Origin of the sequence: Psychromonas algicola (genome assembly GCF_004378355.1) — a bacterium.
GTDB lineage: Bacteria > Pseudomonadota > Gammaproteobacteria > Enterobacterales > Psychromonadaceae > Psychromonas.
The window spans coordinates 87,035-100,259 of the sequence record NZ_SNUB01000007.1; the positions used below are offsets into that span (position 1 = coordinate 87,035).

At 37.7% G+C, this 13,225-nt stretch carries 15 protein-coding genes and 1 pseudogene; 10 read left to right on the forward strand and 6 right to left on the reverse strand.

Annotated elements, in window-relative coordinates; genetic code table 11:
* The first annotated feature begins 7 nt into the window (after positions 1 to 7).
* On the forward strand, positions 8 to 373 hold the full coding sequence (locus tag E2R67_RS05355; protein ID WP_134289897.1) for a Na+/H+ antiporter subunit G: 366 nt from the start codon (positions 8 to 10) through the stop codon (positions 371 to 373).
* Between the two features lie 157 nt (positions 374 to 530).
* Here E2R67_RS05355 and E2R67_RS05360 read toward each other — a convergent pair whose 3' ends face one another.
* The gene (locus E2R67_RS05360) at positions 531 to 788 is read right to left on the reverse strand and encodes a hypothetical protein (RefSeq protein ID WP_134289898.1); all 258 of its coding nucleotides are present in this window, start codon (positions 786 to 788) and stop codon (positions 531 to 533) included.
* Between the two features lie 382 nt (positions 789 to 1,170).
* Here E2R67_RS05360 and E2R67_RS05365 point away from each other — a divergent pair, with 382 nt between their 5' ends.
* The 9 genes and pseudogenes from E2R67_RS05365 (at position 1,171) to E2R67_RS05405 (ending at position 7,629) form a co-directional block, all read left to right on the forward strand.
* On the forward strand, positions 1,171 to 1,551 hold the full coding sequence (locus tag E2R67_RS05365) for a hypothetical protein (protein WP_033031774.1): 381 nt from the start codon (positions 1,171 to 1,173) through the stop codon (positions 1,549 to 1,551).
* A gap of 110 nt (positions 1,552 to 1,661) precedes the next feature.
* A complete protein-coding gene (hxpB, locus tag E2R67_RS05370) occupies positions 1,662 to 2,339 on the forward strand; it encodes a hexitol phosphatase HxpB (protein WP_033041258.1) in 678 nt (225 codons plus the stop codon).
* Between the two features lie 89 nt (positions 2,340 to 2,428).
* Positions 2,429 to 2,767 (forward strand): annotated as a pseudogene (locus E2R67_RS05375) (IS110 family transposase); the annotation flags it as partial.
* Between the two features lie 94 nt (positions 2,768 to 2,861).
* The gene (locus E2R67_RS05380; protein ID WP_134289899.1) at positions 2,862 to 3,854 is read left to right on the forward strand and encodes a transposase; all 993 of its coding nucleotides are present in this window, start codon (positions 2,862 to 2,864) and stop codon (positions 3,852 to 3,854) included.
* Between the two features lie 345 nt (positions 3,855 to 4,199).
* A complete protein-coding gene (locus E2R67_RS05385; protein ID WP_134289900.1) occupies positions 4,200 to 4,811 on the forward strand; it encodes an Imm43 family immunity protein in 612 nt (203 codons plus the stop codon).
* 4 nt (positions 4,812 to 4,815) lie between these two features.
* Complete coding sequence (locus tag E2R67_RS05390; protein WP_134289901.1) at positions 4,816 to 5,202, forward strand: hypothetical protein; 387 nt, start codon at positions 4,816 to 4,818, stop codon at positions 5,200 to 5,202.
* Positions 5,203 to 5,577: 375 nt separating this feature from the next.
* On the forward strand, positions 5,578 to 6,189 hold the full coding sequence (locus tag E2R67_RS05395) for an Imm43 family immunity protein (RefSeq protein ID WP_134289902.1): 612 nt from the start codon (positions 5,578 to 5,580) through the stop codon (positions 6,187 to 6,189).
* A gap of 327 nt (positions 6,190 to 6,516) precedes the next feature.
* Positions 6,517 to 6,837, forward strand: a complete 321-nt coding sequence (locus E2R67_RS05400) for an immunity protein PIM1 family protein (RefSeq protein ID WP_134289903.1) — start codon at positions 6,517 to 6,519, stop codon at positions 6,835 to 6,837.
* A gap of 210 nt (positions 6,838 to 7,047) precedes the next feature.
* On the forward strand, positions 7,048 to 7,629 hold the full coding sequence (locus tag E2R67_RS05405) for an imm11 family protein (RefSeq protein ID WP_134289904.1): 582 nt from the start codon (positions 7,048 to 7,050) through the stop codon (positions 7,627 to 7,629).
* Positions 7,630 to 7,776: 147 nt separating this feature from the next.
* On the opposite strand, the gene E2R67_RS05410 is transcribed toward E2R67_RS05405, so the two are convergent.
* From E2R67_RS05410 to hydA, 5 genes are all read right to left on the reverse strand, one after another.
* Entirely contained in the window at positions 7,777 to 8,781 is a 1,005-nt protein-coding gene (locus tag E2R67_RS05410) for an ABC transporter substrate-binding protein (RefSeq protein WP_134289905.1), read from the reverse strand.
* A 31-nt stretch (positions 8,782 to 8,812) separates the two neighbouring features.
* Positions 8,813 to 9,775 carry an ABC transporter permease gene (locus tag E2R67_RS05415; RefSeq protein WP_134289906.1) on the reverse strand — a complete coding sequence of 321 codons (963 nt, stop codon included), beginning with the start codon at positions 9,773 to 9,775 and terminating at the stop codon, positions 8,813 to 8,815.
* Positions 9,768 to 10,655, reverse strand: coding sequence for an ABC transporter permease (locus tag E2R67_RS05420; RefSeq protein ID WP_134289907.1), 888 nt, complete (start codon positions 10,653 to 10,655; stop codon positions 9,768 to 9,770). The genes E2R67_RS05415 and E2R67_RS05420 overlap by 8 nt, the downstream gene beginning before the upstream one ends.
* A gap of 35 nt (positions 10,656 to 10,690) precedes the next feature.
* Complete coding sequence (locus tag E2R67_RS05425; protein ID WP_166739318.1) at positions 10,691 to 11,524, reverse strand: ABC transporter ATP-binding protein; 834 nt, start codon at positions 11,522 to 11,524, stop codon at positions 10,691 to 10,693.
* A gap of 76 nt (positions 11,525 to 11,600) precedes the next feature.
* The gene (gene hydA, locus E2R67_RS05430) at positions 11,601 to 13,040 is read right to left on the reverse strand and encodes a dihydropyrimidinase (protein ID WP_134289908.1); all 1,440 of its coding nucleotides are present in this window, start codon (positions 13,038 to 13,040) and stop codon (positions 11,601 to 11,603) included.
* Between the last annotated feature and the right edge of the window lie 185 nt (positions 13,041 to 13,225).

Sequence of the window (13,225 nt, forward strand, 5' to 3'; positions counted from 1 at the left end):
AAAGCTGATGACTGTATTTTTAGAAGTAATAGTGAGTGTTTTATTGGTATTTGGCAGTATTGTTATGTTAATTGGCTCGATCGGTTTAGCTAAATTACCTGATTACTTTACCCGTTTGCACGCACCAACTAAAGCCAGTACTCTTGGCGTTGCATGTATTTTGACAGCGTCGATGATATTTTTCAGTATTCAACAGGGGCATGTGAGCTTAAAAGAGGTATTAATAAGTATGTTTTTATTGATCACTGCACCGGTCGCTGCGCATATGTTAGCTAAAGCAGGTTTACACTATAAAGTGAAAATGACCGATAGCACCCAAAATCAACACTTGGCTAAAAAAGCTTACTTACATGAAAACCCTGATGATAAGTAACTCGGCTTTGCTTTATAAAAAAGGCTGTACAAGCCTATATTGATTAAAAGCATTTCAATTGCCTAGATTTTAAAACCTTTAGTGAACTTATTCTGTTGACTAAAGGTTTTTTCGTTTTACCCCTTTACATCGATAAGAGGTAAACCACCTGTGAATGTTATTCACCTTGCTCATTGTTAAGTGATAACTCGATTTGTTCAACGTAATTTTTGGTTGATAACAATGGAAGTGGGCGCCCCAAACCGAAAAAAGCATTAACGTGTTTGACAGCAGGTAGCTTGCCACTTTCTTTAAAGACTGCTGTGGTTGTCGCTTTGAGTTCCGCTAAATCGAGCCCATGCTCTGCAGCAAATCGTTCTACTGGCTTATAAGTTGTTTTTCCTGGCAGAATATTAGCGAAGTCGTTAAATCCCATTTTTATATCCTTAAATATCAGTGTGGCCATAGCATTCACATCACGTATTCATTATTGGTGAACACCTAAAATATTGAGGGGAAATATTAGCAGATTTTTAATGGTTCTTTTAGCATAAGGTTAAGATTTCATTTTATCTTCATGGAACATATAAATGGATATTTCATAAAAGCTTCTAGCTATTCTATTTAACTGTTCATATGCAGTGTGGTTGTGATGCCGCCTTTCTACAAACACTTTGAGAAATCGAGATATATAAGTATTTGATAAAGATGCTTGGAACAGGTATTGTTTATTTTTATTATAAATAATTGATGGGCGTTTTTTTTGTGGAAACAAGTAATTTTCCGTCAAATAAGCTGTTAGGCATTCAGGGGGAAGCATGATTAAATTTAAAATAGTAAGCATAATTACAGCCGTTATCGCACTCACTTTGTGTGTGATTTTTATACTTATTCCCGAAGTATTATTTATGTTGTTTAATATTGATGAAAATAGTTCCGCTTTCTTCATTGGTAGAAGGGCTGCAATGTTATTTCTCGGAATATCGGTATTTAGCTGGTTCGGCCGAAATGCTGAGCATTCAGAGTCTAGGCAGGCTATATGTTTAAGTCTTTCAGTTTCTATGTTTGCATTGGCTTTTCTTGGTAGTGCAGAATACCTACGTGGTTTTGCTGGTATAGGTATTTCACTGGCTGTTATTACGGAAGCTACTCTTGCTTTGCTATATTTTAAAATATGGTTCAACTACAAAAATGCCTAACAAGAGCCTAAAATCCGACAGCTTTTACTGTCGCATTTTTTGCAATAAACAAAAGGCGCAAAATCTGCACCAGCAATCTGCTGTTTAGGCTGGCGTTAAATGGAATCAGTATGATACAAGCTGCAATTTTTGATATGGATGGAACGTTAATCGATTCGGAGCCGATGTGGAAAAAAGCGGAAAAGGAAATTTTTTCATCTTTAGGCGTAAAAGTAACTAATGAACTTTCATCTCAAACTGTTTGGATGACTACTCGTGAAGTAACGGAGTTTTGGTATAATCATTTTCCTTGGTTAGGTAAAAGCTTAGATGAAGTCGAAAATGAAGTTATTGATCGTGTAGCAGAATTAATTATTGATGAGGGTGTTGCTTTGGAAGGAGTACATAAAGTTTTAGACTTTTTTCAAGAAAAGAATTTTAAAATCGGTTTATCAACTAATGCTCCTTCAAAACTAATTCCTATTGTTTTAAAAAAACTTAATATTTCTCATTACTTTCATGCTACTTCTTCTTCGGAACATGAAATAAAAGGAAAACCTGATCCAGCCGTATATTTATCTACGGCTAAAAAATTGAATGTTGAACCCTCAAAATGCATTGCATTTGAAGATAGTGTTTCGGGCATCCTTTCTGCGAATCAAGCAAAGATGAAAACTGTTGTAGTTCCACCTGAACTTGAGTTTACAGATGAAAAATATGAATTATCTTATATTAAGCTTAAGTGCTTATCTGACTTTTCCAACACACATTTAGAAAAAATAATTAATCATATGGAGTTAGGTGTCTAAAAAATTCCATTTAACAAGATAATTGGACTCCCCATACCACTCAGCTAAGCTGAAATGGCATGTCATTAAACTTTAGGGAGTCTTGTAATATGAAGAGTATTATTGGTGTTGATTTAGCAGTAAAAGTTATTCAAGTTTGTGTTTATACAAACAACAAGGTGCAATCTAATACAGAAATGACACCGGAACAATTTAGTGCTTATCTATCAACATTAATCCCTTCAAAAGTAGTGTTTGAGTCATGTGCTGGGGCTAATTATTGGTCTCAATTAGCAAGTTCTTATGGTCATAATGCACGCTTAATCTCACCTAGATTAGTTAAAGTCGTTAGACAAAATCAAAAAACAGATAAAAATGATGCCTTAGCCATCGTTCAGGCTTCTTTATTACCTGATATTAACTTCGTTGCTCCTAAAACTAGCCAAGAAACATAAATTGTGGACACCCATCTATTTTGAATTAATTTAAAACATACACTATCTTTTAGAAATGCTTATTTTTGCATTTAGGAGGTAGTTTGTTATGACTCAATCTCGCCAATCACAAGTATCATTATCTGATACACCTTATTACCATTGTATTTCTCGTTGTGTTCGCCGCGCTTATTTGTGTGGAGAAGATAAATACACAGAAAAGTCTTTTGAACATAGGCGTCAGTGGGTTGTTGAACGAATGCATTACCTTGCTTCATTGTTTAATATCGACATTTGTGCCTACGCTATCATGTCTAACCATTATCATCTGGTGTTACATGTTGATGAAACACTTAACGAAAATTTAAGTCCTGAGGAAGTCTGTGAGCGTTGGTGTCAGCTATATTCAAAACCTGTATTAGTTGAACGTTGGCAATCAAAGCAAACAATATCAGAAGCAGAAAATAAAGCTGCATTGGCTATTATCGACAATTGGAGAAGTCGACTTGCTGATATTTCATGGTTTATGCGTTGCTTAAACGAATTTATTGCACGTAAAGCTAATAAAGAAGATGACTGCTCAGGCCGTTTCTGGGAAGGAAGGTTCAAGTCTCAAGCGCTACTAGACGAAGATGCTTTATTAACTTGCATGGCTTATGTTGATTTGAATCCAGTACGTGCGAAAATGAGTGATAGTGTTGAAACGTCTGAATATACATCTGCCTATGAACGCATTCATGGTGTCGCCCAACAAAAAGAAAAACCATTAGAATACGCTTTTACTAAAAAACCTTTATTCGGTTTCGTGGGTGACGAAAATGAACAATCAACACAAGGCATTTCCTTTTCATTATTAGATTACATCGAGTTAGTTGATTGGAGCGGCCGTATTATAAGAGAAGACAAACGTGGTGTTATTTCAAGTCAGCGTCCTAGGTTACTCTCTACGCTTGGTTTGGATGATGATACTTGGTTATCACTAGCCAGTAGTTTTGGCAAAGATTATCGCGGAGCGGTGGGCTCATTAGAAGCATTAGCTGCTTATGCTAGCAACACAGGTAAACGTTGGGTCGCCAGTAAAAATCAATTACGACTGCATTAATCCATAGATAGTTTATTTCATTAATAATAATTTTCTAATTAGCATTCGCTAAGCTTCTCTGTATATAAAAATTGATGAATTTTAGTTCTTTCCTCATAAATTAAATGTCTTACTTTCCATATCTCAACTATTCCCATTATTGATTTAGTTTGTCGATAACAGATATAGTATTATCATCTTAATATAAATTAATGGATGTCCGCGTTTAGGTTCAGTAATGTGGAAAAAACTTGTTGATGCCAGCCACAAAGCCGTAGGCAACAAATTAAACGAAACTGGTGGATCGGAAGATGACTATATTCGCCCAGAGAAAAACTGGTTTCAACTAACCTAAAGGATAATAACATGAAAACAATTGATGATTACTGGGTGTGGCTCGAATGCAGTGAAAAGGACTCGGCGGTTATAAAAACATTTCCAGATGACTGCCCAGACGATTGGGAGCTACTTGAGGGAGACCCTATTTCTAAACAGTTCCCGGAAACCGTAAAGTTAAAATTTAGTCCATCACAGCCAGATAATATTCGCTTATACGATTTTGTTGATAACACCTTGTTATTGAGAATTGTATCCAAGCGTGTGCGAGCTATTTTTGACCAACTCTCTATTGATCAAGTTGAATATATCCCGGTTGAGATTATGGATCACCAGGGTAATTTGGCATCAAACGACTACTTCTTAATGAATGTGATGAACACTCAACCCATTATTGATATGAAGCGTTCAAAATATGAAATGTGTATGATTGAGGAAGATCAAATTAGCGACTTTGATGAAATACGTCTTACAACGGAGCAGGCTGATAAGGATGCGAGAATCTTTCGCAGTGATAGGCAAGCGTCTTTATACTTTATGACCGATGATGTGGTTCAGGCAATAAAAGCCGCAGGTTTAACAGGGTTGAAAGTGGTTAAAGCGGAAGGTTGGGATACCAACACCTTGTCGTTTGATTATTGAGCGGATGAAGGATTTTAGGAGTAGATCTGGACACCCATTAGTTGATCGCAATAACATAAATTGTGGACACCCATCTATTTTGTTATTCGGTTTCGTGGGTGACGAAAATGAACAATCAACACAAGGCATTTCCTTTTCATTATTAGATTACATCGAGTTAGTTGATTGGAGCGGCCGTATTATAAGAGAAGACAAACGTGGTGTTATTTCAAGTCAGCGTCCTAGGTTACTCTCTACGCTTGGTTTGGATGATGATACTTGGTTATTACTAGCCAGTAGTTTTGGCAAAGATTATCGCGGAGCGGTGGGCTCATTAGAAGCATTAGCTGCTTATGCTAGCAACACAGGTAAACGTTGGGTCGCCAGTAAAAATCAATTACGACTGCATTAATCCATAGATAGTTTATTTCATTAATAATAATTTTCTAATTAGCATTCGCTAAGCTTCTCTGTATATAAAAATTGATGAATTTTAGTTCTTTCCTCATAAATTAAATGTCTTACTTTCCATATCTCAACTATTCCCATTATTGATTTAGTTTGTCGATAACAGATATAGTATTATCATCTTAATATAAATTAATGGATGTCCGCGTTTAGGTTCAGTATTATCATCTTAATATAAATTAATGGATGTCCGCGTTTAGGTTCATGTTGATGCCAGCCACAAAGCCGTAGGCAACAAATTAAACGAAACTGGTGGATCGGAAGATGACTATATTCGCCCAGAGAAAAACTGGTTTCAACTAACCTAAAGGATAAGAGCATGAAAACAATTGATGATTACTGGGTGTGGCTCGCATGTAGTGAAAAAGATTCGGCGCTTATAAAAAAAATTCCTGATGACTGCCCAGAAAGCTGGGAGTTGCTTGAGGGAGACCCTATTGCTGAACAGTTTCCAGAAACCGTGAGGTTAAAATTTAGCCCGTCATACCCAGATAATATTCGCTTATACGATTTTGTTGACAATACCAAGTTAGTGCGAATTGTATCTAAGCGTGTGCGAGCTATTTTTGACCAATTCTCTATTGATCAAGTTGAATATATTCCGGTTGAGATTATGGATCACCAAGGCAATCTGGCCTCAAACAACTACTTCTTAATGAATGTGATGAACACTCAACCCATTATTGATATGAAGCGTTCAAAATATGAAATGTGTATGATTGAGGAAGATCAAATTAGCGACTTTGATGAAATACGTCTTACAACGGAGCAGGCTGATAAGGATGCGAGAATCTTTCGCAGTGATAGGCAAGCGTCTTTATACTTTATGACCGATGATGTGGTTCAGGCAATAAAAGCCGCAGGTTTAACAGGGTTGAAAGTGGTTAAAGCGGAAGGTTGGGATACCAACACCTTGTCGTTTGATTATTGAGCGGATGAAGGATTTTAGGAGTAGATCTAGACACCCATTAGTTGATCGCAATAACATAAATTGTGGACACCCATCTATTTTGAATTAATTTAAAACATACACTATCTTTTAGAAATGCTTATTTTTGCATTTAGGAGGTAGTTTGTTATGATTCAATGCTCCGTTCCGGCGCTTTTTTTTGAGGTTGTCGCTAATAAATTAATGGCTGCCCAGCTTTAATGTTTTTATTTTTTACTAGCAAAAATAGCTTTGGTTTAGTACTTTAAACTGCTGGCTGTCCAAGTTACAGCCCTTAGCTTTACATGAAAACTATAGAATTATGGCATTATGGAAAATTTAATCAATCACTTAAGCAAAATGACAAATCGTGAACTTGATGAAATATTAGATAAAAGAGATTCTGATATTTTCGACAGTGCTTGGTGTTCTGCAAATAATGATCTACCTGACTCTGAAATGAGACTTGATACGGAAGACATATTTATTAAGTTATCGGAGGTTACTGAATGTCATGAAGTGTGCTCTTATATTTCAGATGATCTTGAGTTAATTAATAAAGCCAAAATAGCTTCTTATCAATCTGAGTTTATTAAGTACTTAGAGAAATGCTATGAGCAGGGACGTGTTCCTTGCGAATGGCAAGGCTAACCAAGACAATTAAGTCGGATTCTAAAAATGAGTTGCGGATATATATGGTCACTCTTTGTAAATAAAGTTTAGATTGATTTTATTTATTATTTCACTGTCGACAAGTAGATCTAGACATCCAATAGTTGAACACAATAAAATCAAATGGTTAAGATTTAAATTACTTGGATATCCTGCAATTACTTATAAAATATAACAGAGTAGCAGCACATGAATGACAAAAATTTTTATTTAATGCTTATAGATACGCCATGGGCTGGACCCTCTGTAGAGGTTGTTAAAGGTCCAGATCTATCTGTGAATGATGGTGTTTTTATTCATGATGTAACTGAAGCATACGAAATAAACCTTCTAGTAGATAAACAAGCTAAAGATAGCAATGAATTTTTGCCATGTGACATACATGGCCCATCAAGAACGCTGATGTTTTCAGATCAATTGGTCAATCTGTTAACAAAGCTTGGAGTAGACAATATCCAGTACTTCGATGCAGATGTCACCTATGCCCCTACCGGAGAAAAAGTTGGCTATAAAGTTGCTAATATTGTCGATATTGTTGGCGGATTAGATTTAGAAAAATCTGACGTCATATTAAGCCGACAAGGCAATGTGTTAGAAATTGAAGCGATGTGTTTGGATGAAAGTAAGCTTTCTGGTCATCAAATATTTCGCTTACAGGAAAGTATCATGCATGTAGTCGTTCATAAAAGTATTAAAGAAGCCATAGAAAGTGCTGGTATGACTGGGGTTATGTTTATAACTGACGATGAATATGAATCTGGTATGCTCTAACTATTGTGAATGGAGCTGCGCGATAAAAAAGTAAAGTGCTGATATTACTTTTACTAAGGTTCTGTACAAAATAACCCAGAGCTATAAAGACTCTGGGTTATTGTTTAACTAAGTTGTTTAACTCAGCTTTTAAATCAACAGTTTAGATTAAAGCTCTTTCATCTTATCAAACACAACATGTGAATAAGCGCCTTCAGGTTTTTTGGTGATCACTGGCGCTGAATCGCTATCAAGCAATACTTTTACTGTGCGTTCATAAGCCGCAGGCTCAAGGTAGCCAATTCCTTTACCACTATCACTTAATAACTTAGCCACTTCAGTCATCATACGTATTTGGTGATGTTCAGTTTGAGCGCCTGTGTCGTCGTATTCTAAAACAATCATCGCGGCTTCTTTAGGGTTTTTAGCTGCCCATTCCCAACCTTGAATCGTTGCTTTTAAGAACTTAGCGTAGGTTTCTACTTTTTTAGGATCTTTTAAGTTTTTTTCTAAAACGTATAAACCATCTTCTAAGGTTGCAACACCTTCTTCCTCGTATTTGAATAACATTAACTCGTCATTACTTAAGCCACCATCTAACACTTGACCATATTCGTTATAGGTCATGGTTGATACACAATCGGCTTGGCCTTGGAAAATAGGGTCAACGTTAAAGCCTTGTTTAAGAACGGTTACGCCGTCTTTTCCGCCCGTTGTTGGGTAATTCAATTTCGACATCCAGCTTAAGAAAGGATATTCATTACCAAAGAACCAAACACCTAAGGTTTTACCTTTAAAGTCAGCTGGGCTGGCAATGCCACTTGATTTTAAACAGGTTAACATCATGCCTGATTTTTCGTATACCTGACCTATGTTGACAAGCGGTAAACCTTTTTCACGTGTTGCTAATGCTGAAGGCATCCAATCAACAATCACATCAGCACCGCCACCGGCTAATACTTGTGCTGGCGCAATATCTGGGCCGCCCGGTTTGATGTTAAGGTCTATGCCTTGATCTTTGTAGAAGCTTTTTTCAAGCGCAACGTAGTAGCCTGCAAATTGTGCTTGAGTCACCCATTTTAATTGTAAGTTTAATTTCTCGGCTGCATGAGCTCCGAAACTTGAGGCAAATAAAGCGATGCCAGTTGCGGCTGATATTAGATTTTTATTCATAGTTATTTCCTTTGTCCGTTGATTAAATTAATTAACGCTTGCTACCCGATCGTAATGATGGATGCCAAAACAGCAGTGATTTTTCTAATAAGGCTAACGCCCCGTAACTTAATGAACCTGCGATGGCAGCCACTACAATAGTGGCCCACACCATGTCCATATTCATTCGACCAACTTCAGTCGAAATTCTGAATCCCATTCCAACGATGGGCGTACCAAAAAACTCAGCCACAATGGCGCCGATTAGGGCTAATGTTGAGTTGAGTTTTAGGGCATTAAAAATGAAGGGTAACGCTTGTGGTAACTGACACTTTAAAAAGATTTGTGATTTTTTGGCTGCATAGGTATGCATTAAATCCTTATGAATGGGATCTACGGATTGCAAACCAGCCAGCGTATTAATAAACATAGGGAAGAAGGTCATCACCACAATGACAGCGGCTTTTGATTGCCAATCAAAACCAAACCACATCACCATAATTGGTGCGATACCGACAATAGGAATAGCCGACATAAAGTTACCTAAAGGCAATAAACCATTGCGTAAAAACAAACTTTTCACTGCCCATTGCGCAACGATAAAACCCGATAAACTGCCTAAGATATAACCGGCTAATACCGCCTTTAAATAGGTTTGTTTAAAGTCTGCCCAAAGTGTTGGAATATTGCTTATTAACGCACCAAAAATAGCCGATGGCGTTGGCAATAAAATCGGTGAAACTGCAAAACCTTTAACGATACTTTCCCAAACTAATAATAAAATAAAGGCAAATAAAGCTGGGACGAGTGGCTTAATAAATTTTGCGTATTGCGTTTCCTGTTCACTCGCTAAAGTCAGTTGATTTAATAATTGTGTGACTGCAAAAATAACCGCAAACCAGAGTAATAGTAGGGCTGATGTTTGTTGATAAAAACCCACGTCAGCAGTTATTACTAACCCTAATTGTAATGCTATGAACGCGATATAAATGGCTGTTTTAATAGGATTAAACATTAGCAGGCCCTCCACGACGACTTAACAATCTTTTTTCAACCAGACCGACTATCCACACTAATATTGAACCTAGTAATGCAGACACAATGAGTGCTGCCCATATTTGTTCAGTTTGACCGTAATAAGATCCACTTAATAAACGGGAGCCTAAACCACCTTGTGCACCTGTTGGCAATTCAGCAACAATCGCGCCGACTAATGCCGCTGCAATGGCGACTTTTAAACTCGCAAATAAATAAGGTTGAGCGGAGTACCAACGTAGTTTCCAAAACACTTGTTTTGCACTGGCGTTGTAGGTGTACATTAATTCTTCATGCAAGGTGTCAGAGGCGCGTAAGCCTTTTGCCATTGCAATAGTGACAGGGAAAAATGAGAGATACATTGAGATGATTGCTTTTGGAACGACACCTGTGATGTTAATTGCGCCAAGCACAACCACAATAATCGGGGCAATGGCTAATATTGGAATAGTTTGTGAGGCAATCACCCAAGGCATTAAACTCGATTCCAAAGTTTTGTTGTGCACAATGCCAATGGCAATCAAAATACCGAGTAAAGATCCTAAGGCAAAGCCTAACAGTGTTGAATTAAGTGTTATTTGTGCGTGATAGATAAGTGAACGCTTTGACGTGACTGACTTATCGAAAATTGATTTTTTAAGCTCAATAGCCACTTGATGTGGAGCTGGGAGCATTGGTCGTTTGACTGTGTAAGCTTGATCAATCACTTGGCTGTAGGTCCAAGTTTGATGTTTACGCTCATAATTTTGAATGATTTGTTTACCGTTCATCACTAACGCTGCGGCATACCATAGTGCAAGCAGTGCCAACACTAAACTGACTAAGGCAAACCATTTTTTTTCTATTATTTTAGTTAACATGGCGATTCCTTTGTACTTCTATGCGATTCTTGAGACTAATCGATAGCATGCTCGTCGGCTAAAGCTGAGCGAATTTCAGCGGCTAAAGTATGAAAAGCTTCTTGGTCTCGAACGGCTAAGGTTTTGAGCCTTGGTAACGGGCTTTCAATGACTTTTATAATGCGACCAGGACGAGGGGACATAACCACAATATGTGTAGAAAGTAATACTGCTTCTGCAATGGAGTGGGTAACAAAGATGACCGTTTTCTGGGTTTCTGCCCAAATACGTAATAACTCAATATTCATATGATCACGGGTGATTTCATCAAGCGCACCAAAGGGTTCATCCATTAATAGTAAATCTGGGTTTAAACATAAAGCACGAGCGATAGAAGCCCTTTGTTGCATACCACCTGATAATTGCCATGGGAATTTATTATGGAATTCTTGTAAGCCGACCATTTTTAGATATTTGTCGATCTGTTTAGTTTGATGCTCAGAAGATTGCGCTGATATTTCCATTGGCAACGCACAGTTATCGCGAATATTACGCCAAGGTAATAATCCCGGTGCTTGGAATACATATCCGTATAATCGATTCAATCTTGCATCTTCTGCGCTGGTACCATTTACTTTTAAACCGCCTGAAGTGGCTTTTTCTAAGTCTGCAATCACTCGCAGTAAAGTTGTTTTTCCGCAACCAGAAGGTCCAATAAAGGAAACAAAGTCGCCTTGTTTTATATTTAAATTAATATTAGATAATGCGTTAACTTCTCCGTCTGGACTTGGAAAAATCAGGGATAAGTCTTCTACTGAAATCATTTCGCGTTGCGGATAAGTTTTGTCACTGGTATGTGCTGATTCAATTTCTGTTTGAGCTGCCAACATATATTTTCCTTCTACTATCGAATGAAAGGAAGTGAGCGGTGCAATTCACACCGCTATTCGCTTCTTGTTTTTATTATTAACGTTCTATTTTATAAGGAGCATTGTCTTGATTATATTTTTCTACGGCTTCGAAAATTGATGGGAAAGCAGGGCGTTTAATATAACGACCAGCGCCTTCTGTGACATTTAATTTTCCATCTTTAAATACCACTTTCCCTTGGCTGATAGTGATATGAGGAGCGCCTTTTACTGTGCGTCCTTCAAAGATATTAAAGTCTATTTTTTGATGATGTGTTTTAGCTGAAAGGGTATGTGATTTATCAGTATCCCAAATCACGATGTCGGCATCTGAGCCCACAGCAATACAGCCTTTTTGTGGATAGATATTAAATATCTTCGCTGAGTTGGTTGAGCTTACGGCAACGAATTCATTCTCAGTTAAACGACCTTTATTAACACCAGAGTCCCATAGCACCATTAAGCGATCTTCAACGCCTGCTGTTCCGTTAGGGATTTTAGAAAAGTCATCTTTACCCGCTGCTTTTTGATCGGCACAGAAACAACAGTGATCCGTTGCTGTAGTTTGTATTGTTCCACCTTGTAAGGCTTTCCATAGGACTTCTTGATGACCTTTAGGTCTAAAAGGAGGGCTCATTACATGTGCGGCTGCTGTACTCCAATCAGTGTTGTGATAAACGCTGTCGTCTAACTCTAAATGTCCTGCAAGACATTCGCCGTAGACTCTCTGACCCTCTTGTCTTGCGCGTGCAATTTCATCAACGGCTTCTTTACAAGACACATGTACTAAATATAACGGCACGCCAATTGATTGTGCAATACGAATTGCACGGTTAGCGGCTTCACCTTCTACTTCAGTTGGGCGTGATTGAGGATGTGCTTCAGGGCCTGTAATTCCTGCTTTTAATAATTTTTTCTGTAAATGCGCAACAAGCTCGCCATTTTCGGCATGTACCGTTGGCATTGCACCTATTTCTAAACAGCGATTAAAGCTATTTACTAAGGTTTCATCGCCAGCCATGATCGCATCTTTATAAGCCATGAAATGTTTAAAGCTATTAACGCCTTCTTCTTTAACCAGTTGTTCCATTTCTTGGTGTACTGAATCGTCCCACCAAGTCACTGCAACATGAAATGAGTAATCAGACACTGAACGAGAAGCCCAGCCTTTCCATGTTTCGAATGCTTCCATTAAAGGTTGTTGAGGATTAGGGATAACAAAATCAATGATCATGGTGGTGCCGCCCGCAAGACCAGCTGCGGTGCCTGAGTAAAAATCTTCACTCGCGACTGTGCCCATAAATGGCAGTTGCATATGAGTATGTGGGTCGATACCGCCGGGCATAACGAGTTTTCCTGCCGCATCAATAATTTCTGTACCTGCTGGAACATCAAGATCTTTACCAATGGCTTTGATAATGCCATCTTCACAATACACATCTGCAAATACGCTTTGATCTGCATTGACTAGCTTGCCGCCTTTTATTAATAAACTCATTCAACAACTCCTCGATCTTTTATTTAGCACCTAAAAATAACTAAGGTAATAAAGTGGTGCTGTACTACCTTGATTTAATATTTGCATCGTTATGATGATTAAATCTACTAATTCACTAATTCACTAATGCAATTTGTTGACCACTCAGACAGTTTATTTTTGATAATTTGTTCAAAACCCTATTT